Source organism: Pseudarthrobacter lactosi (assembly GCF_055412785.1).
Map to the genome: position 1 here is coordinate 43,401 of NZ_JBVAYS010000001.1, position 24,357 is coordinate 67,757.

Genomic DNA, 24,357 nt, shown 5'->3' on the forward strand with positions numbered 1-24,357 from the left:
TCCTCAGACGCGGGCGCCGTCGTCGTTGTCGTCTTTTTCCTGGGGCAGCTTCATGATCAGGTAGACAACAGCGAGGATGAACACTGCCACCATGCCCACTATCGCCAGCAGTGGCGCGGACCGCCAGAACATAACGGCCAGGAGCAAGGCAAGGGGCGCACCAATAGCGCCGAGCCAGGCAAGCACGGTCAGGGGATCCGTCCCGGCAAGGCTCGGCGGTTCTTCCGGCACAAAGTCCCCGGCGTCGTCCTCCACGGCATAGTCTCGCGGGCCGAAGGCCTCGGTGCCGCCCTGGCCGTAACCAGCGGTACCGTCGGCGGCCTTCGCACCGTCACTGGCGTCGGACGTTGCCGCCTGCCGTTCGGCCGCGGACAGTTCGGTGGGGGCTGTGCCCGCCAGCCCGAGCGGATCAAAGTCACGGAACGTCGCCGACCTGCCAGGCACTGCCACGGCGTCCGCGTCCCCTGGATCAGTAGTTTTAGCGTCGCCATCCGTGGCATCGGGGCCCAGGGCATTCGGGCCGGTGGAGGTGGCACCTGCCGCGTCTGCGCCGGTAGGGGCTCCGGGCTTTTCTTCCAGCCGGGCCACCAGGTCCAGCCACACGGCGTCATCCTGGTTTGCGCTCTGGTCCGGTGAACCGGAGTCGGGCCTATTCATGGGCGGTACCCTCCTGGACCTGGGCTGTTGCCGTGCCGGCAACCACCGCCCGGATGAAGTCGGCGGATCCCCAGAAGATCTCCTCCGCGTCGTTGTCAAGCGTTGCCACGTGGTAGCTGTTATCCAGCGTGGTCAGTGTCAGCGGAGCGTTGGTCAGGCCGCGGCGCAGCGCTGCCACACTCGTGTCCGAGACCACGTGGTCCACGGTGGATCGGAAGACCCGCACAGGCGCCGTGATGCGGGGGAGCAGCCGGATGGTGTCCTTGAACATCTTGTTCAGCTCATGGGCCGCAGCTACGGGCGTTCGCGGGTAAGCTCCCTCGTCCATCCCGGGTTTGAGGATGTCGTTGGCAATGGCCGGGGTGCTCTTCAGGACCAGTTTCAGGATGCCTGCCAGGGGTGCTCGGGGATCATCGATGACGAGGCCAGGGTTCACCACGATCACGCCCGCCACGGGCCGGGTGGCCGCAATTCTGAGCGCCAGCGCACCTCCCATGCTCAGCCCGGCGACAAAGACATGGTCGCAGTGAGAGTCCAGGTCCAGGTAAGCGTCGTCCAGCGCGCCATGCCACTGCGGCCAGCGCGTGCGCCCAAGGTCCTGCCAGCTGGTGCCGTGCCCTGGCAGCAGCGGCATGCGTACGGCGAAGCCGGCGTCGGCGAGCGACTGGGCCCACGCGCGCAGCCCGTGCGGGCTGCCTGTGAATCCGTGTGAGAGGACCACCCCGATCCGGGCTCCGTCACCGTTGACGGTGCTGCTGAAAGGGCTGTGGTCCGGTATGCCGGTCATGAAGTCTCCGAGGTGGTGTGAGGTGTGGCCGCGGTTCGGGCTGACGGGGCAGTGCTGGGTGTATGGGCAAGGAAGAAGGCGCTGGAACGGGCAAAAATCTGGGGCGCATCAACATCCAGGGTGGCCACATGTCCACTGTTGTGCAGGTCCACTACTTCCACCAGCCGTGGGCCTAAACGCTGCCGCAGCGTCAGGAGCGAGGTGGCCGGCACTACAACGTCCGACTGGGACTTGAAGACCTGCACCGGGGCGTCGACCTGGTGCAGTCCGCGGGTGGCTGTGCCGAAAAGCTTCTTGAGCTCATGCACGGCTGCCAACGGAGTCCGCGAATAGTCGCCGTCATTGGTGACACCCGCCGTCGGCTGTTCCTCCTGGATGGGCAAAGTGGTGCGCTGGAAATATTTGAGCACTCCGATGACCCGCACGCGGCGGTCGTAGAAGCTGAGGCCCGGATTCACCAAAGAGACACCAGCAACGGGATGCCTGGCGGCCGTCAGCAGCGCGATGGCGCCGCCCATCGAGAGGCCGGCCACAAAACACTGTTCCGTCCGGTCGCTCAGCTCCAGGTACGCCGCTTCGAATGTCCCGTACCAGTCGCGCCAGTTCGAGCGGGCGAGCTGCCGCCAATCCGTACCGTGGCCGGGCAGGAGCGGCACCGACACTGCGAATCCCTGCGCGGCGAGGTGCTCTGCCCAGGGCAGGACGCTTAAGGGGCTGCCGGTGAAGCCATGACAGATGGCGATCCCGGTGGTGGCATTGGGTCCGTGGCCGGGGTAGCTGAAAGCGGCAGGCCGGGGCGCTATGCTGCTTTCTGTCATGACACCATCGTGTCATTGTTCGGGACAAATCTCACTAGAGTAGGGTTGCATTGAAGTGCCGGCCCGGCCCGGCGAAGGGCCGGCCGGCCGGCTTCCGGAGAGGTTCATCACGTGTTCTATTGGGTCATGAAGAGGATCTTCCTGGGGCCGGTACTACGGCTCCTTTTCCGTCCCTGGGTCAAAGGCCTGGACAACGTTCCGGCGCAGGGGGCAGCGATTATCGCCTCGAACCACCTGTCTTTCTCCGACTCCATCTTTATGCCCCTGATGGTCCGCAGGCCTGTGGTTTTCCTCGCCAAGTCCGAGTACTTCACCGGAACCGGCCTCAAAGGCAGGCTGACGGCCTTGTTCTTCAGGCTCACCAACCAACTGCCCATGGACAGGTCCGGCGGCGCGGCATCGGCCGTGTCGCTCAATGCCGGCATGGATGTCCTGACCGGCGGAGGCCTGCTGGGCATCTACCCTGAAGGGACCCGCAGCCCTGACGCACGCCTCTACCGGGGCAAGGTGGGCGTCGCCAGGCTCGCCCTGGAGGCCGGGGTGCCTGTGATTCCCGTAGCAATGATCGGCACGGACAAGGTTCAGCCCATCGGCAAGCGGATGCCGAATATCCGGCGGATCGGCATGATTTTCGGTGCCCCGCTGGATTTCAGCCAGTATGCAGACCAGGCGGAGGATCGGCTGGTCCAGCGCAAGGTCACCGACGAGATCATGTTCGAGCTGATGCGTCTCTCCGGCCAGGAGTACGTGGACGAGTATGCCGCGGTGGTCAAGCTCCGCCTGGCAGGAACATCGGCAACCGGGGCTGGCGGTACCTCGGCGAAACCCGTCGAATCCGACGGTGGTGCTGAGGGCACTGAGAACGAGGGTAAGGACCCGGCAACCGGCTGACTGTGACGGCGCTCTCGCTACGCGTGACGGTCAGGTGTCCTGAAGCCAGCCGCGCACATTAGTCTTAGATAGTGACTGAGCTATCTGCAAAACCTGCCTTTTCGCTGTCCAGCACCGCCCAGAGCGGAGCAGCCAATTATCCTGGCCTTGATGACTGGCGTGACCTTCCCGTTTCCCAGCAGCCCAGCTGGCAGGACAAGGACGTTTTCGACGCATCTGTCGGGGAACTTTCCGTTCTCCCGCCGCTGGTTTTCGCCGGCGAAGTGGACGTTCTCCGTGAACGGCTGGCAGCTGCCGCGGAGGGCAAAGCCTTCCTGCTGCAAGGTGGCGACTGTGCTGAGACCTTTGAAGCCGCAACGGCGGATAAGATCAGCGCCCGGGTCAAGACCATCCTCCAGATGGCAGTGGTGCTCACCTACGGTGCAGCGATGCCGGTCATCAAGATGGGCCGGATGGCCGGCCAGTTCGCCAAGCCCCGCTCTTCCAACGACGAGACCCGCGACGGAGTGACCCTCCCGGCGTACCGCGGCGACATCGTCAACGGCTACGAGTTCACTCCCGAGTCCCGAGGCCATGACGCCGCCCGGATGCTCAAGGCCTACCACACGTCCGCCTCCACCCTGAACCTCATCAGGGCCTTTACCCAGGGTGGCTTCGCGGACCTGCGCTCCGTGCACCAGTGGAACAAGGGTTTCACCGAAAACCCGGCGCACGCCCGCTACGAATCCCTCGCCCGTGACATCGACCGTGCCATCAAGTTCATGGCGTCCTGCGGCGCTGATTTCGAAGCCCTCAAGCGGGTGGAATTCTTCGCCAGCCACGAGGCGCTGCTGCTGGACTACGAGCGCGCACTCACCCGCATCGATTCGCGGACCGGTTTCCCGTATGACACCTCGGCGCATTTCATGTGGATCGGTGAGCGTACCCGCGAACTTGACCACGCGCACGTTGACTTCCTCTCACGCGTCCGGAACCCCATTGGCGTGAAGCTGGGCCCGTCGACAACCGGCGATGACGCCCTCCGCCTCATCGACAAGCTGGACCCTGAGCGTGAGCCGGGCCGGCTGACGTTCATCACGCGCATGGGGGCGGGCAACATCCGCGAGAAGCTTCCCGCCATTGTTGAGAAGGTCACTGCCTCCGGGGCCAAGGTTCTCTGGGTCACCGATCCGATGCACGGCAACACAGTCACGTCGCCCAACGGTTACAAGACGCGCAACTTCGACGACGTCATTGACGAAGTGCGCGGGTTCTTCGAAGTGCACCAGGCCCTGGGCACGGTTCCCGGTGGCCTCCATGTGGAGATGACCGGTGACGACGTCGCAGAGTGCCTGGGCGGTGCCGATCCGGTGGATCAGGAATCGTTCCTCGACAAGTACGAGTCGGTCTGCGATCCGCGCCTGAACCACATGCAGTCCCTGGAAATGGCCTTCCTGGTGGCTGGAGCACTGGCCAAGAACTGACCGCCCGACGCCGGAGCCGGGCTTCCGCGTCGGTGTGACCGGAAAGGTGGTGTGACCGGCGGTGCGCCGGCTACACCACCGTCAGGGTGACGACGGAGCCTTCAGGCACCTTCTTCTTCACCGGGTCCTGGTCACGCACCGTGCCGAAGAAGCCGCCGAGGATATTGTTTACCCGTACCTCGAAGCCCAGCGCGCGCAGCGCGTCTTCGGCTTCTTTGGCTTGTTTGCCGATGAAGCTGGGAACTTCAATCAGCTTGGGTCCGTCGGAAATCGTCAGCGTCACTGTGCCGCCCTTGGTCAGGGTGCCGGTAGCGGGTGACTGTGCGGCAACTGACCCCTTGGGCACCTTGGGATCGTTGACTTTGTCCTGCGCGACATCGGCTTTGAGGCCGGCCGCCTTGATGGCGTCGACGGCGGCGTTCTCCGCCAGTCCCACCACTGACGGGACCGGGATCGGCTGCGGCCCCTTGGAGACCAGAAGATTCGCCGGGGTGCCGTGGCGCGCGGGAGTCGCGGCGGCCGGATCCTGCGAGAGCACGACGCCGGCGGCAACGGTGTCGTCAAATTGTTCAGTGACGGTGCCCAGCGCCATTTCGCCCCGGTTCAGCGCATTTTTCGCGCCATCAAGCGTTCCGCCGGTCAGTTTCGGGAGTTCATAGAGTTGGGGGCCCTTGGAAACAAACAAGGACACCGGCTGGAACTTCCGGGTCTCCGTGCCGGCAGTCGGGTCGGAGCCCACTACGAGGCCGGAGGGAACGTCGTCGTCAAAGACATCGTTGGTCCGTGACTGGAACCCCGCCTCGTCCAGCAGTTGCTGGGCTTGGGCCACTGACTTGTTGGCGACCGCCGGAATGGTGCCCGGCGACCCGGGGCCCATGCCGAAGAACCAGCCGGCCCCTGTTGCAAGCAATGCGATGATGACCAGGACCATCACCCAGAGGACGCTGCGGCGCCGCGGGTTGCCCTCGTGCAGGCTCCGGACCGGTGTCGCCGCAGCCCGCGCCCTTGCCTTCTCGTCCTCCCGGTCGAGCTTGCGGCGGGCGCGTTTGCTAAGGGGGACCGCGTCCCGGGCCGAGGCCTGATCATCGGGCCCGTGCTGCGTTTGCTGCCGGTCATGCGCTTCCGGCCGGTACTGTTCGCCTGGCCGGAAGTCGGCGTCGGGCGGATACAGGGCATGCGGAGCCTGCGGTGGGTGCTGTGGCTGGGGCCGGGAGAAGGACGACATTACGGCCGTGGGATTGTTGGTGCGGGCGATGACCTCAGTGTGGTTCTGCTGTCCTTCCGGCGCCGCTGCCGGCGGCATAAGGTCGAGCTCGGCGTCCGTGAGGTTGGTCCGGATGTGGCGCAGTTCCTGTAGCAGGGCGTTGCCGTCCACCGGGCGGTTCTCGGGATCGTTTGCGGTGCACCACTGGACGAGTTCATCCACCTCGGCGGCGAGGCCAGGCACCAAGGCCGAAGGCGGACCGACCGATTCATTCACGTGCTTGTACGCAACCTGGATGGGGACCTCGCCGTCGTACGGCTGCTGGCCGGTCAGCATCTCATAGAGCATGATGCCCACGGAGTAGATATCACTCCGGGTGTCGGCCTGTTTTCCCAGCACAAGTTCGGGGGAGAGGTAACCTACGGTACCGATCAGGGTCCCGGTGCTCGAGGATGTCGTCACCGCACGGGCCAGCCCGAAGTCGCCGATCTTGATCCGGCCGTCGTCCGCGATCAGGACGTTCTCCGGTTTCACATCCCGGTGGATCAGTCCCGCGGCGTGCGCCGCGCCGAGGCCCTGCACTACCGGATCAATCAGGGCAAGGGCCAGCCGGGGAGGCAGCGCACCTTTGGATCTGATGACGTCACGGAGGGTGTGGCCCTTGATGTGTTCCATCACCAGGTACGCCGTCTGGCCGTCGTTGCCCTGGTCCAGGACTCCCACAACGTGGGCGTGGGACAGCTTCGCGGCGGCCTTCGCCTCGCGGCCCAGCCGGTCCAGGAACGTTTCGTCGGTGGCGAGGTGGGGATGGAGGACCTTGAGGGCAACATCGCGCTCCAGCCGGAGGTCCGTTGCCAGATATACGGTGGACATACCCCCGCGCGCGAGTTTGGAGCGGACGGCGTAGCGGTTGTCCACCAGCGTTCCAACGAGACGGTCTGACACTTGTTCCTGCACCCTACGATCCTAATCCCGCATGGAAAAGGGTCCGAACCGACGTGCGGTCCGGACCCTTATCGTTATCCCCGGGCTGGCGTCAGCAAGCCTGCGGCACGGAGGCCTAGCCGAAGTTCTTCTGGTGCGCCTTGATGGCAGCTACGTAAGCCTTGGTGTCGTCGTACATGCCATATTTGCTGACGGAGTACTGGCCCTGGTAGTACCCCGCTATCGCTGTTTCTTCGTCCTTGCTGGTGGCGATAAGCCGCTTGATGATAGCCACGCCGGCCGTTGCGTTGTCGTAGGGGTCCAGCAGGTTGAGCTTGCGCCCAACGAGGTCCGAGGCCCACTGCCCGGAGGAGGGGATGACCTGCATGGTTCCGATCGCGTTGGCCGGTGACACAGCACGCTGGTCAAAGCCCGACTCCTGGTGCGCGAAGGCCAGGGCCAGTGAGGGGTCCACCCCCATCTGGCGGGCCGTGTCTGCCACAATTGTGCGCATCTCAGCGCGGGACGGTACGGGGGAGGCGTTCAGCAAAGCCTTGTTCTCGTTGGCGGAGCTCACTACGGCCGCGGGGTAGGTGAAGCCTAGGAAGTGGCTCGGAACCAGCGGGGCGGCGGGGGCGGCGGGGGCTGCCGGGGCGGGCTGGGTGGAGGAAGCGGGCTGGATGGAAGCGCCGGGAATGACCAGCTTGTTGCCGGGGTAGATGACTGTAGTCATGCTCAGCTGGTTGGCCGCCAGGATGTCCGAGAGCCTGACGCCGTGCCGGGAGGCGATCGCTGAGAGGGTGTCCCCGGACTTGATCGTGTATGAACCGCCGGGAGCAGGAGCGGCAGGAGCTGGTGCGGGAGCCGGTGCTGCCGGAGCGGAAGTAGGCTGGACGGCCGCAGCCGGTGCTGCGGGGGTACCCGCGCCCACGTTGATCTTCTGGCCCGGGTAGATGATGGAGCGCATGTTCAGGCTGTTCCAGCTCAAAACATCGGACAGGCTGACGTTGTGCCGGGCTGCGATGGCGCCGAGCGTATCCCCGGCCTTTACCGTGTAGCTGCTTCCGGTGTTGGCTGGAGCAGGCGCAGCCGCGGCCGGGGCCGCCGGTGCAGCGGCGGAACCCGAGCCGGACAGCTTTATCTTCTGGCCGGGGTAGATGATGGTGTTCGGCTGGAGGTTATTGAGCTTAAGGACCTCGTGGGCGTCCAACCCGAACTTGCCGGCGATTCCGCTGACGGTGTCGCCCCGGGCAATGGTGTACTCCGCGGGCGCCGCCGGCTGCATGGGCTGGAAGGCAGCCGGAACAGTGGTGGACACCGAGGCCGCCGGGATCAGGGCAGCCTTCGCTTCGGCGGCCTGGGCCTTCATCGCGGCGGCGAGGGTTGCCGGGATTGCACGGGCAGGTGCCTCTGCGGCGGCTGGCTGGACGAAGGCCAACGACGACAACACAACCGCAGGAAGCGCCGCCGTGGTGACCGCAATCATAGGCAGGCTCTGCCTGGGGGGCTGCTTTGGCGAGCGGGACGTCGTCATGGAAAGAATCCTCTTCTTCAACTGCAGGGGGCCGGGACATGCGATGTGACTATTGATACTAGTGTTACTTAAGTTATTGCTGTTACAAATGTGATCTATGTGAATCTCTCATGAAAGTCCGCATAGCACAAGAATTCGGCCCCATGCAGAATAAAGAGTTTTATGGAGTGTCGCGTGATTCGCGGCAGTGGCGGCGAATCACGACTATGCGGCAGGGCTCCGGCCGTGGCAACCTTGATCCGTGAGTAACGTAGAAAGCCTTGTGGGCGAGTGGCTGCCCCTGCCTGATGTCGCGCAGTTGTTGGACGTTTCGATTACGAGAGTCCATGGCCTTATTGATGAACGCGCGTTGGCGGCCCTGCGGGTCGGGGAGCGGCGGATACGTTCCGTTCCAGCCGCATTTATCCTGGACGGCCAGGTTGTTGACAGCCTCAAGGGGACCATTGTTGTCCTGGCGGACGCCGGCTATTCCGACGAGGACCTGATCGTCTGGCTGTTTACCCCCGACGAGTCGCTCCGCGGCCGGCCGATTGATGCGTTGCGGGAAGGCCGCAAGACGGAAATCAGGCGCCGGGCCCAGACCCTGGCCTGGTAAAGAGCACCAAGGGCCCGGACGGCGCCGGGCCCGCGGAAGCGGCGGAGACCAGCGCCAACCTCAGGATGCGCGGCTGACCGTGGCTTCCGCCAGCTTCCGCAGTGCAGTCTTGGGCAGTTCGTCCAGCGGCAGCTGTTCCAGTGCGTCGTACGCCGCAGCCCCGAACTCGTTGATCAGCACTTCAGTTGCCTCCAGCGCCCCCGACTCTTCGATGATCCGCCGGATCTCAGCAACATCGGCATCGCCCAGGTCAGGGCTGCCCAGCTTCGCGTCGATAAATGCCGATTCTGCGGTTGACGCCTGGCCCAGCGCGAGGGCAATGAGTACCGTCCGCTTTCCTTCGCGGAGATCGTCGCCTGCCGGCTTGCCTGTCGTGACGGGGTCGCCGAAGACGCCCAGGACGTCGTCGCGCAGTTGGAACGCCTCGCCCAGCGGCAGCGCGAAGGCCGAGTAGCCCCGCAGCAGGTCGTCCGGAGCGCCCGCCAGGGCGCCGCCAAGCGCCAGCGGGTGCTCAGTGGAGTACTTGGCGGACTTGAACCTGATGATGGACTGTGCCCTCGTCACCGCTCCGGCCCGGTCCCGGACAGGACCGGCCACTTCCTCCAGGATGTCAAGATACTGCCCCGCCATCACTTCGGCACGCATGAGGTTGAAGATCAGCCGCGCCCTGCTGCCCGCAGCCGCCTGTTCGCCGATGTCCGTGAAGGCCTCCTCGCTGAAGGAGAGGCATAGATCCCCGGTGAGGATCGCGGCTGCTTGCCCAAACCGCTCGCTGTCCAGGGCCCAGCCTTGCGCATGGTGCAGCTGGCTGAAGCGGCGATGCACGCTTGGCCCGCCACGCCGTGTGTCCGAGCGGTCAATGATGTCGTCATGGATCAGGGCAGCTGCCTGGAAGAGTTCGAGGGCCGATCCCGCCGTAACGATTTCCGCGGCCGCCGGATCGCCGCCCGCACCGCGCCACCCCCAGTAACACATCAGGGCGCGGAGCCTCTTGCCGCCCGTCACCAGATTGGAAATGGAGCCCATAATGGGCTCGATATCGGGTGAAATGGCGACCATGAGCGATTGCCGCGTGGTGAGGAAGTCTGTCAGCCCACCGGCAACAGCGGCAACGAATGCAGCCTGCTCAGTCCGCAACTGCTCCGGAACACTCACTTGGCAGACTCAGCAGCCACGTTGGCGCCGATGGTGAACGTGGAGACACCGGCGGCCTCGACGGCGGCGATGTTGACCGTCTCGGAGCCGTTCCGGACGAAGTCTTTGGAAGCGACGGCGCCCACTGCGTCCCCGGGGACGGCTTTGAATCCCTGCGCTTGAAGGTGCTTGGTGTAGAAATCCACGACGGCGGCAGTCGGGGCGTTGATGCTGGCCACAAGTGCTGCGGTGGCTGGCGTTGACGTCTTGTCAAAGCTGCTCGAAATCACCGTGGCGCCGGTCATCACGGGGAGCAGCGTTTCGGGGAATCCCGCAACGATTGTCCCCACCGTGGCTGACGTTCCCGGCGAAGCCGTTGGGCTGGCGGAGGCGGTAATGCTGGCGCTGCCCGACGCTGGTGCAGAAGTGACTGAGGAGGGTGATGCCACCACTCCGGGCTCCGCGGGGCTGCAGGCAGCGAGGGCGAGTATCGCGCCGGCAGCCAGTGCCGCTAATCCTGTTGGCTTAAGACTTTTCATGACGGTCACAGGGACTGTCCTCCTGGTGTTGTTGCCGGATTCAGCCTCCAGTTTAGTCAGTACCAACCGATACAATTGCCGGTGTGGGGCCTGAGCGGAACAACCAGTACACCGAAGCGGGTCTTCGTGAGCTCCGGCGTAACTGCATCATGCACGTGGACATGGACGCATTCTTCGTCGCAGTGGAGCTTCGTACCCGGCCGGATCTCCGTGGCAAACCGGTGATCGTCGGATTCCCTGCGGACCGCTCGGTAGTACTCTCGGCGTCGTATGAAGCCCGCGCCTTCGGAGTGAAGTCCGCCATGCCCATGGTGGTAGCAGCCCGGATGTGCCCCAAAGCCGTCATCATTGAACCGCGCCACAAGCTGTACTACGAGGTTTCCGCCCAGCTGATGGAAATCTTCGAGTCCATCACTGATCTGGTGGAGCCGCTGAGTGTCGACGAAGCGTTCCTGGACGTCGGTGGCGCCATCCGCCGGTTGGGACCGCCGCGCGACATAGGTGAACTGATCCGGCGCCGGGTGGCTGCCGAATTGGGCATTACCGCCTCGGTGGGAATAGCTGCCAGCAAGTTCGTAGCCAAAATTGCCTCCACGCGTTGCAAACCTGACGGGCTGTTGCAGATCGGACCCGACGAGACCGTGCCCTACCTCCACAGCCTGCCGGTCGGGGCATTGTGGGGCATCGGCGCCAAGACCGCGGATGTCCTGGCCCGGATGGGCATCAGGACCGTGGCGGACGTGGCTGCCACGCCGGTGTCCTCCCTGAAGAGAATGCTGGGTGCCACCGGTGAACACGTCTACCGCCTGTCGTGGGGGATCGATCCGCGGCCAGTGACCCCCGTGAGACTTGAGAAGAGCATCGGCGCGGAAGAGACCTTCGCCGTGGACACCGGCGACAACGCCCTGATCGCACGGGAGCTGCTGCGGCTTTCCCACCGGACGGCAGGACGGCTGCGGAGTTCGGGGATGGTGGCGCGGACGGTGGCGTTGAAACTCCGGTATGCCGATTTTTCCACCATCTCCAGGAGCCGCACTGTCCACACACCGGTAGACAGCGCCCAGCTCATTTATGCCGTGGCCATGCAGCTTCTGGAATCATTAGGGAGCCGGCCCATGACCGTGCGGCTTGTTGGCATCCGGGCCGAGCAGCTCGAAGCCACCGCCCACACGTCCCTCCAGCTCAGCTTTGACCGCCGGGATGACAACTGGCGGGCAGCAGAACAGGCCTTGGACGAGGTGAGCCGGAAGTTCGGAAGTAAATCGATTCTCCCCGCCAGCCTGCTGGAGTCCGGAAACGGGACGTAGGGCTGCGTCGGCACGTTGCGTGTTTGGTTCAGGGAGGTGATGGCCGTCTTTCAGAACAGCCCCCGACAAACTATCCTTATATATACATAGTTTTCAGTTATTGCCGGACTTCTTGGACATGCTGCAGTTCCAAAGCCCTGCATGCCGGTGTTCGCATTCCGCCATCGCCGGCGGGGCGGGAACCTCCCGGGCATGCCGGTCGTTATCGGAGCAGTAGTACGGGATGGGACCAGCCCGGACGTTGGCCTACTTAAGGAGGTCGTGATGCCGCTCTCGGAGCACGAACAGAAGCTGCTGGAGCAGCTGGAGAAGCAGCTGCACGAAGACGATCCGAAATTCGCGAATTCCATGGGTTCGGATCCCGGGCGAACGTGGTCCACCCGTCACATCGTGATTGGTGTGCTCTGCACCCTGGCGGGGATCGCCCTGCTCCTGGTCGGTGTGACGGTCCAGAACATCTTTGTCGGTGTCCTGGGCTTTGTGGTTATGGGCGGCGGTGTGTACTTCGCCACGATGCGCAACGCTGCTGGCGGCAAGCAACGCTCCGTACCTGGCACCGGTAAGTCGGGGAAACCGCGGAGTTCATTCATGTCCAACTTGGAAGAGCGCTGGGACGAGCGCCGCCGCGACGAATCCTAAGGCAGCGCGCGTAAATCCGGTGCCATGGCCATTGGTTCATGCCTGCCCTCCATTTCGCTCCCTTCGGTCAGGATGACCGCAGCAGAAGACCCGCTACGGCGGGTCTTCTGCGTTTAACCCGCAGCAAGTAGCGGTCCGTGCCCGTTTGCGCGCTCAAAACCACCCCTGCTGCGCTCTGGATGGGCCGCCGGACGCCCGCGGATGTGCCGCCTGAGCCGTTCTGAGTCCGACGGCGGCACGGCGCCGCCGTCGGGTACTTATGGTTCGAGCCGAAACGGCGGCAGACCCTCCACTTCCATCCACCGCCAGCTCACGCGCCATTCGGGGGACTGTGGCCTGAAAAGGGGGGACTATTGGCTCGATTTGCGTTGACTGTGGTGGAAAGTGGAGTAATGTGGAGGACATAAGAGGGTAGTTGCAACACAGGGGATATTGCAGTTCCTGACGGCAGACAGGCGGTGGGCCAGTGTTTCTGGGCACACACTCGCCACGTCTGGACGAAAAGGGCCGAATTATCCTCCCCGCGAAGTTCCGTGAGGAGCTTGCCAGTGGACTTGTTCTCACCAGGGGACAGGAACGTTGCATCTACGTCTTCAGTGAGCAGGAATTTGCACGTGTCCACGAGCAAATGCGGGAGGCGCCCATTTCCTCCAAGCAGGCCCGGGACTACATCCGCGTCTTTCTCTCTGGAGCCTCTGACGAGGTACCTGACAAGCAGGGGCGCATAACCATTCCGGCCGCGCTCCGGGAGTACGCAGGCCTCGGCAGGGAACTGGCCGTCATCGGTGCAGGAACCCGGGCCGAGATCTGGGATGCCCAGGCCTGGAACGAGTACCTCGCGGAGAAGGAAACCGCCTTCTCCGAAACCGACGACGCCATTCCGGGGATTCTGTGATCACCTGAACGGCCAGGCGGAACCGCTTCTTGAACGAGATCTCCAGCCGCCCATCAGACAGTCAACCTGGCCTCACTTCCCCGGAGCCAGGCCGGCAGGATGATAGGCGCGGATGGGGATCTGGCTCAAGAAGCTGCACACCAACACTCACGGCAAGAAAGGACGAAGGCATGAACGATGACCCGAAGCCAACGTCCGAACGCCATGTGCCGGTCCTCAAGGACCGGTGCATCAATTTGTTGGCCCCCGGCTTCGAAGCTGCCCGCCTCCGAGGTGAAACCCCCATCGCCATTGATGCGACCCTCGGCATGGGCGGCCACTCCGAAGCCATGCTGGAGCGTTTCCCAGATCTGCACCTGATCGGCATCGACCGTGACGAGGAAGCACTGGCGCTGGCAGGGGAGCGGCTGGCACGCTTCGCTTCCCGTACAGACCTGGTCCACGCCGTCTATGACGAAATCGACGACGTCCTCGAAGACCTGGGCGTCGCGCAGGTCCACGGCATCCTGATGGACCTGGGCGTGTCGTCGCTGCAGCTGGACGAGCGCGAGCGTGGCTTCGCCTACTCCTTTGACGCTCCGCTGGACATGCGGATGGACACCAGCCGCGGGCAGACCGCAGCGGATGTGGTCAACAACTACAGCGAAGAGGACCTCGTCCGGATCATCCGGAAGTGGGGCGAGGAGAAGTTCGCCGGCCGGATCGCCAACAGGATTGTCGCGGCGAGGACTGCCAAGCCTTTCGCCACCACGGGGGAACTGGTGGAACAGATCCGCTCCGTGGTTCCGGCCGCAGCCGCCAAATCGGGCGGCCACCCCGCCAAGCGCACATTCCAGGCGCTGCGCATCGAAGTGAATGAGGAGCTGGACGTGCTGGAGCGAGCCGTTCCGGCAGCCGTGGCAGCAACGGCCCTGGGAGGACGCATCGTGGTCATGTCCTACCACTCCCTCGAAGACAAGATCGTCAAGTCCGTTTTCCAAGCCGGCTCCAAGTCCTCCGCGCCGCTCGGATTTCCGGTGGAGCTTGAGGAACACAAGGCCTTCCTCAAAACCCTGACCAAGGGCACCGAGGTACCCACCGCCGTCGAGATTGCAGAAAATCCGCGCGCAGCCTCCGCCAGGCTGCGGGCCGTGGAACGTATCAGAGCCAGGAGAGACGCATGAGCACTGCCGCCGTCAAGAACTTTCCGGTCGTCTCCGGCAGCAGCGCCCCGGCGATCAGGTCGCTGCCCTCTGGCGCCGGCCGCAGGGAGCGCACGCCCCTGTCTGTGGTCCGTTCCGCCCCCAAGAAGCGCCGCGCGCCTTTTGTGGTGATGTGTTTCGCCCTGCTTGCTGTTGCGCTCGTCGCCGTCCTGGTCCTGAACATCTCGGTCTCTACCTCCCAGTACCAGCTGGTGGAACTGAGGGGCAAGCAGAGCACCCTGACCAAGCAGAACCAGGACCTGACACAGCAGGTCCAGAACTTCGAGGCTCCCCAGAACCTGGCAGCCAAGGCCTCAGACCTGGGAATGGTAGCTTCGACGGTTAAAGGCCAGATCGACCTCTCCACCCTTGCCGTCACGGGTAAGGCGACTCCTGCTGTTAAGGGTGGCGCGGCTGGGTCGGTCATCCCTGCCCCGGCAGTGGAGGGAATGATCATCGTGGTTCCGCCGGCAACTTCCGGGGAGCCGCTGGCGAACCGTAAACCGGCCACCGAGGAGCCGGCAGCGGCGCCTGCCGCGGCAGCCCCGCCGGTTGAAGCACCCGCTCCGCCAGCACCTGCCGTGGAGCTCCACGGCGGTTCGGTACCGGCACCCGAACAGAAGGTGCCCGGGCTCTAACCGGTAGCCGCTGAAGGACAGCCAGTCAGGCACTAAAACAGGCAACAACGGCGAGCAGCAAGGGAATCACGGTGGCGCAGAGGACCGGCAAGGCAAAAAGCGGCAAGGCCCCTAACGCCACAAAACGGCTGCGCCTTGGCCTGGGCATTATGCTGACGCTGCTGTTAGTGGTGGGCGGCAAGCTCTTTTTCGTCCAAGGGCTCGACGTCGGCGGGATGGCCGCCGCTGCGCTCGATTACCGGATGCGCGAGACTTCGCTCCCTGCCGAACGCGGGAGCATCCTGGACTCCGACGGGACGGTCCTGGCGAACAGCGTGATCCGCTACAACATTGTGGTGGACCAGACCACCAACACGAAGACCGATAAGTTCTGGCGCCTGGAGGAAGGCGCCGACAAGCTGGTTGAAGTCAGCCGGGAGCAGGGTATCAGCGAACTCGCGGCTGTCCTGGGCATGGATACTGACGACCTCAGGAACGCCGTGACGGGCGAATCGAAATACCACATCGTGGCTAAGGACCTGAAGCCGGACGTTGAGCTCAGGGTTTCGGATCTGAGTATTCCCGGCATCGTCACCGAGGGTGTCAGCAAACGCGTGTACCCCAACGGTTCCGTCGCCGGCGGCATTATCGGCTTCCTCCAGGACGGAAGCACCGGCCAGGCGGGGATCGAACAGACCCAGGACGGGCTGCTGCGCGGAAAGGACGGCAAGCGGCTCTTCGAGATCGGCGCGGACGGTCTTCGGATTCCCGTCGGCGTGGATGAGCTGACACCCCCGGAGGACGGCAAGGACGTGAAGCTCACGCTCAATTCCGATCTCCAGTATTTCGCCCAGCAGGCCATACAGAGCCAGTCGGACAAACTCGGTGCCGAGTGGGGTGCCATCATCGTGATGGACGCCAAGACCGGCAACCTGATTGCGATGGCCGACACCAACGCGCCGGACCCGAACGATCCCGGCCGTGTGGCCGCCAAGGACCGCGGCGTCCGCTCCGTAACTGCCGCGTATGAGCCCGGATCGGTGCAGAAAATGATCACCGCGGCCGCGCTGATTGAGGAAGGAAAATCCAGCCCGCTGGACACCTTCACGCTCGGTCCGTCCTACACGGTGGACGGCCAGACGTTCACGGACTCCTTCACCCATGGCACCGAAGAGCGCACGCTCGCCGGCATCCTGGGCTGGTCCATGAATACCGGCACCGTGGCGGCCGGCTCCCGGCTCACCAAAGACCAAAGGCACGACTGGCTGAAGAAATTCGGTATCGGCGAAGCGCCGGACATCGGGCTGCCCGCCACCGCATCTGGCATTCTTACCCCGGCAGACCAATGGGACGGCCGCCAGGAATACACAGTGCTTTTCGGCCAGGGTGTGGCCCAGTCGACGCTGCAGACGGTCCGCGCTTTCCAAACGATCGCCAACAATGGTGTGATGCTCCAGCCGCGCCTTATTGATGCATACGTGTCACCGGACGGAACAGAAGAGGCGGTTGCCCCACAGCCTTCCCGCCAGGTGGTGTCCGACGGCACCGCGCAGCAGGTCCAGGACATCCTGGAAAGCGCGGTGACCGAAGGCCAGATCAAGGACGCCGCGATCGACGGATACCGGGTGGGGGCGAAGACCGGAACGTCTGAATCTCCGTGCGACGACGGGAAGTCAGGGTTCTGCGGCTACACCGCTTCGATCGTGGGTATGGCACCGATGGACGACCCGCGGTTTATTGTTGAGGTGGTACTGCAACGTCCGAAGGGCAGCATCTACGGCATCACTCAGGGGCCGGTGTTCCGTTCGGTCATGAGCCAGGCCCTGCGCACCTACAACGTCCAGCCGTCCACGGGTGAACCGGCCAGGCTGCCGCAGTACGCCAAGTAGCATCAAGCCAGGCAGCAGTTCCCAAGACGCCCGCAGCGGAAGCAGTCTCCCGCGGGCATGATCCACTAGCACCACCATCGGAGATTTCCTTGTCAGACCAGAACGCATCAGCCAGCAACGCGGGGCCGGCAGGGGAACCAGCCTCCGCGCGGTTCAGGCCTACGGCCGTTGCTGCGGTCCGCCTGGACACGATCGGAGCCGAAATCGGTGTGCAGGTCCCGGGTGCCTCCGCTGGAGTCAGCATCACGGGAATTTCACTGAACTCGCGAACCGTGGAACAGGGCGACTTGTATGTGGCGCTGCCCGGAGCCTCCCGCCATGGCGCTGACTTCGTTTCGCAGGCGGTGGGCAGGGGAGCGGTGGCAGTCCTGACCGACGACGCCGGCGCACGCCTTCTCGCGCTGTCTGCGGACACTGCCGAAGCATCGGTACCGGTGCTTGTGGTGGAAGGACCGCGCAACGTGGTGGGGCCGCTGTCCGCCATGATCTACCAGAGCCAGCCAACAGCCGGGCCGACGCCGCGCTTGTACGGTGTGACGGGAACCAACGGCAAGACCACCACCACGTACTTCATCAACGCACTGCTCCGTGCGCTCGGGCAGCAGACCGGCCTGATCGGAACCATCGAAATCCTGGCCGGCGGAGAGCCGGTCCCCAGCCTCCTGACCACACCCGAGTCACCGGACCTCCACGGCTTGCTCGCCCTCATGCGGGAACGGGGGCTGGACGCGGCGTCCATGGAAGTGTCCTCCCACGCCGTGTCCTTCCAGCGGGTGGACGGTGTGCTCTTCGACGTTGCCGGTTTCACGAACCTGACGCAGGACCATCTGGACCTGCACGGCACCATGGAGGACTACTTCGCCACGAAGGCGGAACTGTTCACACCGGGCCGTGCCCGCAGGGCTGTGGTGACGGTCGACGACGAATGGGGCCGCAGGCTTGCCGCCACGGCACCGATCCCGGTCACCACCCTCTCAATGACACCCGGGGGTGCCGCGGACTGGGCCGTCACGACCACCGCAGCGCGGGGCCTGGGAACCGACTTCAGAGTGCAGGGCCCTGAGGGCATCAACCTCAACGTCCACACCGGCCTGCCGGGCGCTTTTAATGTCGCCAACGCGGCGCTGGCAACGGTTATGGTCTTGGCCAGCGGAGTGGACGCCGCCACCGTGCAGGCTGCCCTCGACCGCCATGACCCCTTCACCGTGGCCGTCCCGGGGCGCATGCAGCTCGTCTCCGAAGAACCTGCGGCCGTAGTGGACTTCGCCCACAACACTGATGCCCTGGCACGTGCGCTGGAAGCCGTCAGGTCACCATTGCTGGGCTCCCGCGTGATCGTGGTTTTCGGAGCCACGGGACAACGCGACCAGGGCAAGCGGCCCGCCATGGGCGCCGTCGCCGCGAAGATGGCCGACATCGTCATCGTCACGGATGACGACCCCCACGACGAGGACCCCGCGGCCATCAGGGCAGATGTGCTGGCGGGCGCACGGTCGGCGCGCGAACGCGAATCGCCGGGGTGTGTCATCGAAGAGGTTTATCCCCGCGACGACGCCATCCGACGGGCCGTTGAACTGGCCGGTCCAAGCGACACCATCCTGGTGGCTGGCCGGGGCCATGAGGTCTGGCAGGAAGTCAAGGGCGTCAACCTGGCGCTCGACGACCGGGTGGAACTGCGGAACGCCTTGACAGCCAGGGGATTCACCGTTCTCCGAGACGACCGGATAGAGTCCTAGACCGAGATGATTGCACTTACTGCGGCGGAGATCGCCGATATCACACAAGGCCGCCTGGACGCCGATCCGGGGATCACACCCCTGTCGGTGGTCACTGATTCGCGGGAGGCCGCCGCCGGGTCCTTGTACGTGGCGAAACCTGGCGAGCACGCGGACGGCCACGACTTCATTGCCGCGGCCTTCAGCCGCGGTGCTGTGCTGGTTCTCGCTGAGCGCCCCGTGACGGGGCCGGACGGCGTCAACTATCCGGCTGTCCTGGTCGAGGACGCCGTGCTGGCCATGGGCGCCCTGGCCGCCGAAGCGGTCCGTCGGATCCGCCTGGCCCGGGCTGCTGCAGGCGATGCCCTGACCGTCATTGGAATCACCGGTTCCGCCGGGAAAACCACCACCAAAGACCTCCTCGCCGGCATCCTCAACCAGCAGGGCACCACAGTTGCGCCGCAAGGGTCTTACAACGGCGAGGTGGGCGTGCCGCTCACGGTCTTTCGCGCCGACACCCACACGCGGTACCTGGTGATCGAGATGGGCGCCACGGGCATCGGGCACATCCGCTACCTGGCCGACATGGTGAAGCCTGACATTGGCGTCGTCCTCGGTATCGGCACTGCCCACGCCGGGGAGTTCGGCGGCGTGGACAACATTGCCCGGGCCAAAGGCGAACTGGTGGAGGCCCTCGCCGCCGGCGGCACTGCCGTTATCAACCTCGACGACGACCGCGTCGCTGCCATGCGCAGCCGCACCGGCGCCAGTGTGCTGGGTTTCTCGGCCGAAGGACGCCCTGACGCGACCGTTCGGGCCGTGAATCCGGACACAAACGCCGCGGGCAACCCGGAATTTGAGCTCATCCTGCCCGGCGGCGAAGCAGGCCTGCATGTCAGCAGCCGCCTCATCGGCGCGCACCACACCGGCAACCTCCTCGCCGCAGCAGCTGCCGCGCACGCGGCCGGTGTATCCGGCAAGGACATCGCCGCATCGCTGAGCACACAGTCAGCAGCAAGCCGTTGGCGGATGGAACGCACGGAACGTGCTGACGGCGTGACCATCATCAACGATGCCTACAACGCCAACCCGGAGTCCATGCGGGCGGCCCTGCGCACGCTGGCGGACCTGGGCCGCGGACGGCGCACCTGGGCCGTCCTGGGTGCCATGCTGGAACTGGGACCTGATTCAATCCGGGAACACACCGTTGTGGGCACCCAGGTGGTCCGATTGAACATTTCCCGGCTGGTCGTCGTCGGCCGCGAAGCCCGCGCACTTTACGTTTCCGCCGTCCAAGAGGGTTCCTGGGGCGATGAGTGCGTTTTCGCCGAAACTGCCGAGGACGCCTATGCGCTCCTGAACGCCGAGCTTGAGCCCGGCGACCTGGTGCTCTTCAAGTCGTCCAACAGTGTTGGACTGCGGCACCTGGGCGATCGGATAGCATTACCCCCACAATCCACGGAACCCGCCCATGAAGGGAGCGAGCTGCTGTGATTGCACTACTGATCGGCGCAGGACTTGCCCTGCTGTTTGCCTTGGTGGGAACGCCGCTGTTTATCCGCTTGCTTGTGCGCAAGAGCTACGGACAGTTCATCCGCGATGACGGACCCACCTCCCATCACACCAAACGCGGCACGCCCACCATGGGCGGCACCGTAGTGGTGGGTGCGGTCCTGCTCAGCTACGGACTGACCCACCTGATCATGTGGATGATGAACCCTGATTCGGCAGGCCCTTCGGCCTCGGCCCTGATCCTGCTCTTCCTCATGGTCGGCATGGGGCTGGTGGGTTTCCTGGACGATTTCATCAAGATCTCCCGGCAGCGGAGCCTTGGGCTCGATGCGAAGGCCAAGCTCATCCTCCAGGCTGCCGTCGGCATAGCCTTCGCCATCCTGGCGCTGAATTTTCCCGACCCCGACGGCCTGACGCCGGCCTCGACTAAGATCTCCCTGGTCCGTGACATTCCCTGGCTGGACCTGGCCTTCGCCGGCACGGTAGTCGGCGCAATCCTCTTTGTGCTCTGGTCCAACCTGATCGTCACCGCCGCGACCAACGGCGTGAACCTCACTGACGGACTGGACGGTCTCGCGGCCGGGGCCTCGGTCATGGTCTTCGGTGCCTACACGCTGATGGGAATCTGGCAGAACAACCAGGCGTGTGGATCGCCGCGGGAAGCCGGCAGCGGCTGCTACTCCGTCCGCGACCCCCTGGACCTGGCGCTCCTGGCCGCCATCCTAAGCGCAGCCTTGGTGGGGTTCCTCTGGTGGAACACCTCCCCGGCGAAGATCTTTATGGGCGACACTGGGTCACTGGCCATCGGTGGCGCGATCGCCGGCTTCGCCATTCTGTCCCGCACGGAACTGTTGCTGGGAATCGTCGGCGGCCTGTTCGTCCTGATCACGCTGTCCGTGATCATCCAGGTGGGCTACTTCAAGGCCACCGGCGGTAAACGCGTCTTCAAGATGGCGCCGCTGCAGCACCACTTCGAACTCAAGGGCTGGGCAGAAGTCACGGTGGTGGTCCGGTTCTGGATCCTGGGCGGGCTCTTCGTAGCCGTGGGCCTGGGCGTCTTCTACGCTGAATGGGTTGTGCTCCTGTGACTGTTTCTCCCCGCCTGCAGAACCTGGTCAGTTGGGATTCCGATTGGGCAGGGCTGCGCGTTGCAGTCACCGGCATCGGAGTGTCCGGGTTCGCCGCGGCAGATACCCTGATCGAACTCGGTGCCCGGGTGGTTGTGGTTGACGCCGCCACCTCCGAGACAGCCAAAGCACAGGCAGACACCCTGAAGATCGTCGGCGCCGTGGACGTGCTCCTGGGCGAGGACGCCGTCAGCAGCATCCCCAAAATCGATGGCAGCTTCCCCGAACTCATCGTGACCTCCCCGGGGTGGCGTCCCGACCAGGCGCTCCTGGCAGCCGCTGCACGCGCGCACATTCCGGTCTGGGGCGACGTCGAACTTGCCTGGCGGCTCCGTGTCCGGGCAGGGCACAAAACCGCTGACTGGCTGACCATCACCGGCACCAACGGCAAAACCACCACTGTGGGCCTGACCGCGTCCATGCTGCAGGCCGCCGGCCTCAAGGCCATCGCGGTGGGCAACGTGGGCACCCCCATCCTGGACGCGCTCCGGGATCCCGTGGAGTATGACGCCTTTGCGGTTGAACTGTCCAGCTTCCAGCTGCACTGGGCGGAATCGCTGTCGCCTGTGGCCAGCGTTTGCCTGAACGTGGCTGAGGACCACGTCGACTGGCACGGGTCCTACAATTCCTACCTCGCGGACAAGGCAAAGGTCTACGCGCGCACCCAGAAGGCGTGCATCTTCAACGCGGAGCAGATCGAGACCGAACGCATGGTTGAAGACGCCGACGTCGTCGAGGGCTGCCGTGCCGTCGGCTTCACCACGCTCACCCCGGCCATCAGCATGCTCGGCGTGGTGGAGGGCCTGATGGTGGACCGTGCGTTTATTGAGGAACGCAAGGACAGCGCCGCCGAGCTGGCCTCGATGACCGACCTGGGCCAGTTTGCGCCCCGGCATATGGTGGCCAACGCCCTAGCGGCGGCGGCCCTGGTCCGGGCCTTCGGTGTGGATGCGAAGGCAGTGCGCCAGGGCATCCAGGACTACGTGCCCGGCAACCATCGCATCCAGCCGGTCGCTAAGCAGAACGGCGTGCTCTGGGTCAACGATTCCAAGGCCACCAACCCGCACGCAGCGGCAGCGTCACTGGCCACCTTTGAGAACGTCATCTGGATCGCGGGCGGGCTGTCCAAGGGCGTCAGCTACGACCACCTGGTCCGGGACCACGCGGCCAGGCTCAAGGCTGTGGTGCTCATCGGCACGGACACCGCCGCGCTGGCGGACGCCTTGCAGCGACACGCGCCGGATGTCCCCGTGATCAATACGCCGGCGGGCGACACTGAAAATATGCAGACTGCCGCAACGGGCGGAGCCACCACGGGCAGCTCGCCGGATTCCGGTGCGGCCGTGATGTCCCGGGCCGTTGCGTCAGCGGCTCAGCTGGCGGCATCAGGCGACACCGTGCTGATGGCCCCGGCAGCTGCTTCCATGGATCAGTTCTCTTCCTATGCTCACCGCGGCGACGCCTTTATTGAAGCTGTCCGCGAGCTGGTGGAAGGGCAGGCCCAGACCGGCGAGGAGTAACAATGGTCAGCACGCCCACCCGGTCGCCGGCCTCACGGCCGCACTCCGGGAAACCCGCTTCGCCCGTAAAGTCCACCATTACCCTGCCGGACCGGATCCGGGGCATATACCGGGCCTTCTGGTCAACGCTGGAAGGAACCGGTACCTCCAAAAACGGCTCAACGTATTACCTGATCCTTGGTTCCACGCTGGCCCTGACCGCAATCGGCATCATGATGGTGCTGTCGGCCTCAAGCGTCGAATCCATAGCTGCCGGAAAATCGCCGTACGGCGACGCCCTCAAGCAGGGTATGTTCGCGGCCATCGGCATTTTCACCATGTTTGTCCTCTCGCGCATCAACGTGGTCTGGCTGAAGCGCCTGGCCTGGCCGGGGCTGGGCGCGGCCCTTGTCCTTCTGGTCCTGGTGCAGCTGATCGGTGACGAAGTCAACGGAAACAAGAACTGGATCGACCTCGGCGGCATCACCTTCCAGCCGTCCGAGGCGTCCAAACTGACACTGGCGCTGTGGCTGTCCACGGTCCTGGCCAGGAAAGGGAAGCTGTTGCGGCGCTGGCCGCACGTGCTGATCCCGGCCGTTCCGCTGGCGGGTGCGGTGATCGGCCTGGTCCTGCTGGGCAACGACCTGGGGACAGCCATGATCATCATGATGATCACCGCTGCCGCCCTCTTCTTCGCCGGAGTGCCGCTGTACCTGTTCGGGTTCGCCGCCCTGGCGGCCTCAGCCGGCACAGCCCTCATGGCCATCACCAGCTCAAACCGCATGTGCCGCATCACCTCGTGGTGGACCGGCCAGTCCTGCGCCGACGGCATTGACGCCAACTACCAGGCCACCAACGGGCTCTACGGGCTCGCGTCCGGAGGCTGGTTCGGCGTCGGCCTCGGCCAAAGCCGGCAGAAATACAGCTGGATCCCGGAAGCCCACAACGACTTCATTTTCGCCATCATCGGCGAGGAGCTCGGCCTGGTGGGCACCGTCGTCGTGCTTGTCCTCTTTGCCATCCTCGGGGCTGCCATCTACCGCGTAGTGGTGGCTCAGGAAGATATGTTCCACCGAGTGCTGGCGGGCACCATCATGGTGTGGCTGCTGGGGCAGGCCACGGTCAACATGGCCGTGGTGACAGGGCTGATGCCTGTGATCGGCGTGCCGCTGCCGTTCATTTCGTACGGCGGGTCGGCACTTCTGATGTCGCTCTGCGCCGTCGGGGTGGTGCTGTCGCTTGCCCGCGAGCAGATGGCGCCGGCCCTCCGGCCGAAGAAAATGCTCAAATTCGGGCGCGCCCGGAAGGCCGGGGGTGCCACCGGCCGCACACCTGCCGGCCGCAAAACATTCGGCCCCAATACCGCTGGCCGCAACACTGCCGGCCGCAAACCAGCCGGTCCCAAAACAACCGCAAGAAAGCGTACGTAG

General features: G+C 64.7%; 21 protein-coding genes. 14 read left to right on the plus strand and 7 right to left on the minus strand.

Going from position 1 to position 24,357, the window contains the following annotated elements:
* Positions 1-3 precede the first annotated feature (3 nt).
* Genes ACZY0Q_RS00205 through ACZY0Q_RS00215 form a run of 3 tightly spaced genes read right to left on the minus strand, consistent with a single transcriptional unit; the run spans position 4 to position 2,262 of the window.
* Positions 4-657: a hypothetical protein gene (locus ACZY0Q_RS00205; protein ID WP_463913258.1), complete on the minus strand. Its 654-nt coding sequence runs from the start codon at positions 655-657 to the stop codon at positions 4-6.
* On the minus strand, positions 650-1,444 hold the full coding sequence (locus tag ACZY0Q_RS00210; RefSeq protein WP_463913260.1) for an alpha/beta hydrolase: 795 nt from the start codon (positions 1,442-1,444) through the stop codon (positions 650-652). Before ACZY0Q_RS00210 ends, ACZY0Q_RS00205 begins: the two co-directional genes overlap by 8 nt.
* A complete protein-coding gene (locus tag ACZY0Q_RS00215; RefSeq protein WP_463913262.1) occupies positions 1,441-2,262 on the minus strand; it encodes an alpha/beta hydrolase in 822 nt (273 codons plus the stop codon). Before ACZY0Q_RS00215 ends, ACZY0Q_RS00210 begins: the two co-directional genes overlap by 4 nt.
* Positions 2,263-2,373: 111 nt before the next feature.
* On the opposite strand from ACZY0Q_RS00215, the gene ACZY0Q_RS00220 reads away from it, so the two are divergent.
* Together ACZY0Q_RS00220 and ACZY0Q_RS00225 are read left to right on the plus strand one after the other, a co-directional pair.
* Complete coding sequence (locus ACZY0Q_RS00220) at positions 2,374-3,153, plus strand: lysophospholipid acyltransferase family protein (RefSeq protein ID WP_463913264.1); 780 nt, start codon at positions 2,374-2,376, stop codon at positions 3,151-3,153.
* A gap of 71 nt (positions 3,154-3,224) precedes the next feature.
* Positions 3,225-4,616 (plus strand): class II 3-deoxy-7-phosphoheptulonate synthase, encoded by a 1,392-nt coding sequence (locus ACZY0Q_RS00225; RefSeq protein ID WP_463913266.1) that lies wholly within the window; start codon positions 3,225-3,227, stop codon positions 4,614-4,616.
* Positions 4,617-4,686: 70 nt separating this feature from the next.
* Here the strand turns inward: ACZY0Q_RS00225 and pknB are convergent, their stop codons facing one another.
* Complete coding sequence (gene pknB, locus ACZY0Q_RS00230) at positions 4,687-6,777, minus strand: Stk1 family PASTA domain-containing Ser/Thr kinase (protein ID WP_463913268.1); 2,091 nt, start codon at positions 6,775-6,777, stop codon at positions 4,687-4,689.
* Between the two features lie 103 nt (positions 6,778-6,880).
* Positions 6,881-8,278, minus strand: coding sequence for a LysM peptidoglycan-binding domain-containing protein (locus ACZY0Q_RS00235; protein WP_463913269.1), 1,398 nt, complete (start codon positions 8,276-8,278; stop codon positions 6,881-6,883).
* Positions 8,279-8,519: 241 nt separating this feature from the next.
* On the opposite strand from ACZY0Q_RS00235, the gene ACZY0Q_RS00240 reads away from it, so the two are divergent.
* Entirely contained in the window at positions 8,520-8,873 is a 354-nt protein-coding gene (locus tag ACZY0Q_RS00240) for an Rv2175c family DNA-binding protein (RefSeq protein WP_058929391.1), read from the plus strand.
* Positions 8,874-8,933: 60 nt separating this feature from the next.
* Here ACZY0Q_RS00240 and ACZY0Q_RS00245 read toward each other — a convergent pair whose 3' ends face one another.
* A complete protein-coding gene (locus tag ACZY0Q_RS00245) occupies positions 8,934-10,028 on the minus strand; it encodes a polyprenyl synthetase family protein (protein WP_463913271.1) in 1,095 nt (364 codons plus the stop codon).
* A complete protein-coding gene (locus ACZY0Q_RS00250; RefSeq protein ID WP_463913273.1) occupies positions 10,025-10,555 on the minus strand; it encodes a hypothetical protein in 531 nt (176 codons plus the stop codon). The genes ACZY0Q_RS00245 and ACZY0Q_RS00250 overlap by 4 nt, the downstream gene beginning before the upstream one ends.
* Positions 10,556-10,695: 140 nt before the next feature.
* On the opposite strand from ACZY0Q_RS00250, the gene dinB reads away from it, so the two are divergent.
* The 11 genes from dinB to ftsW all read left to right on the plus strand — a co-directional run bounded on the left by dinB (position 10,696) and on the right by ftsW (position 24,357).
* A complete protein-coding gene (gene dinB / locus ACZY0Q_RS00255) occupies positions 10,696-11,853 on the plus strand; it encodes a DNA polymerase IV (protein ID WP_463916194.1) in 1,158 nt (385 codons plus the stop codon).
* Positions 11,854-12,117: 264 nt separating this feature from the next.
* Complete coding sequence (locus tag ACZY0Q_RS00260; RefSeq protein WP_463913275.1) at positions 12,118-12,492, plus strand: DUF3040 domain-containing protein; 375 nt, start codon at positions 12,118-12,120, stop codon at positions 12,490-12,492.
* A gap of 466 nt (positions 12,493-12,958) precedes the next feature.
* On the plus strand, positions 12,959-13,387 hold the full coding sequence (gene mraZ, locus ACZY0Q_RS00265; RefSeq protein WP_058929387.1) for a division/cell wall cluster transcriptional repressor MraZ: 429 nt from the start codon (positions 12,959-12,961) through the stop codon (positions 13,385-13,387).
* 170 nt (positions 13,388-13,557) lie between these two features.
* Entirely contained in the window at positions 13,558-14,550 is a 993-nt protein-coding gene (gene rsmH / locus ACZY0Q_RS00270; protein WP_463913277.1) for a 16S rRNA (cytosine(1402)-N(4))-methyltransferase RsmH, read from the plus strand.
* Positions 14,547-15,206, plus strand: a complete 660-nt coding sequence (gene ftsL, locus ACZY0Q_RS00275) for a cell division protein FtsL (RefSeq protein WP_463913278.1) — start codon at positions 14,547-14,549, stop codon at positions 15,204-15,206. The genes rsmH and ftsL overlap by 4 nt, the downstream gene beginning before the upstream one ends.
* A 71-nt stretch (positions 15,207-15,277) precedes the next feature.
* A complete protein-coding gene (locus ACZY0Q_RS00280; protein WP_463913280.1) occupies positions 15,278-17,074 on the plus strand; it encodes a peptidoglycan D,D-transpeptidase FtsI family protein in 1,797 nt (598 codons plus the stop codon).
* An 89-nt stretch (positions 17,075-17,163) separates the two neighbouring features.
* On the plus strand, positions 17,164-18,810 hold the full coding sequence (locus tag ACZY0Q_RS00285; RefSeq protein ID WP_463913282.1) for a UDP-N-acetylmuramoyl-L-alanyl-D-glutamate--2,6-diaminopimelate ligase: 1,647 nt from the start codon (positions 17,164-17,166) through the stop codon (positions 18,808-18,810).
* Positions 18,811-18,816: 6 nt separating this feature from the next.
* Positions 18,817-20,283, plus strand: a complete 1,467-nt coding sequence (locus ACZY0Q_RS00290; protein WP_463913284.1) for a UDP-N-acetylmuramoyl-tripeptide--D-alanyl-D-alanine ligase — start codon at positions 18,817-18,819, stop codon at positions 20,281-20,283.
* Positions 20,280-21,389 carry a phospho-N-acetylmuramoyl-pentapeptide-transferase gene (gene mraY / locus ACZY0Q_RS00295; RefSeq protein ID WP_463913286.1) on the plus strand — a complete coding sequence of 370 codons (1,110 nt, stop codon included), beginning with the start codon at positions 20,280-20,282 and terminating at the stop codon, positions 21,387-21,389. Before ACZY0Q_RS00290 ends, mraY begins: the two co-directional genes overlap by 4 nt.
* Positions 21,371-22,948 (plus strand): UDP-N-acetylmuramoyl-L-alanine--D-glutamate ligase, encoded by a 1,578-nt coding sequence (murD, locus tag ACZY0Q_RS00300; protein ID WP_463913288.1) that lies wholly within the window; start codon positions 21,371-21,373, stop codon positions 22,946-22,948. The genes mraY and murD overlap by 19 nt, the downstream gene beginning before the upstream one ends.
* 2 nt (positions 22,949-22,950) lie before the next feature.
* A complete protein-coding gene (gene ftsW / locus ACZY0Q_RS00305) occupies positions 22,951-24,357 on the plus strand; it encodes a putative lipid II flippase FtsW (protein ID WP_463913289.1) in 1,407 nt (468 codons plus the stop codon).

Excerpts from the sequence above, each read along its gene's own strand:
- murD (WP_463913288.1), top strand. The coding sequence starts at position 21,371 with ATGGGTTGTGCTCCTGTGACTGTTTCTCCCCGCCTGCAGAACCTGGTC.
- ACZY0Q_RS00205 (WP_463913258.1), bottom strand. The coding sequence starts at position 657 with ATGAATAGGCCCGACTCCGGTTCACCGGACCAGAGCGCAAACCAGGAT.
- rsmH (WP_463913277.1), top strand. The coding sequence starts at position 13,558 with ATGAACGATGACCCGAAGCCAACGTCCGAACGCCATGTGCCGGTCCTC.
- dinB (WP_463916194.1), top strand. The coding sequence starts at position 10,696 with ATGCACGTGGACATGGACGCATTCTTCGTCGCAGTGGAGCTTCGTACC.
- ACZY0Q_RS00210 (WP_463913260.1), bottom strand. The coding sequence starts at position 1,444 with ATGACCGGCATACCGGACCACAGCCCTTTCAGCAGCACCGTCAACGGT.
- ACZY0Q_RS00260 (WP_463913275.1), top strand. The coding sequence starts at position 12,118 with ATGCCGCTCTCGGAGCACGAACAGAAGCTGCTGGAGCAGCTGGAGAAG.
- ftsW (WP_463913289.1), top strand. The coding sequence starts at position 22,951 with ATGGTCAGCACGCCCACCCGGTCGCCGGCCTCACGGCCGCACTCCGGG.
- ACZY0Q_RS00215 (WP_463913262.1), bottom strand. The coding sequence starts at position 2,262 with ATGACAGAAAGCAGCATAGCGCCCCGGCCTGCCGCTTTCAGCTACCCC.
- ACZY0Q_RS00290 (WP_463913284.1), top strand. The coding sequence starts at position 18,817 with ATGATTGCACTTACTGCGGCGGAGATCGCCGATATCACACAAGGCCGC.
- ftsL (WP_463913278.1), top strand. The coding sequence starts at position 14,547 with ATGAGCACTGCCGCCGTCAAGAACTTTCCGGTCGTCTCCGGCAGCAGC.
- ACZY0Q_RS00235 (WP_463913269.1), bottom strand. The coding sequence starts at position 8,278 with ATGACGACGTCCCGCTCGCCAAAGCAGCCCCCCAGGCAGAGCCTGCCT.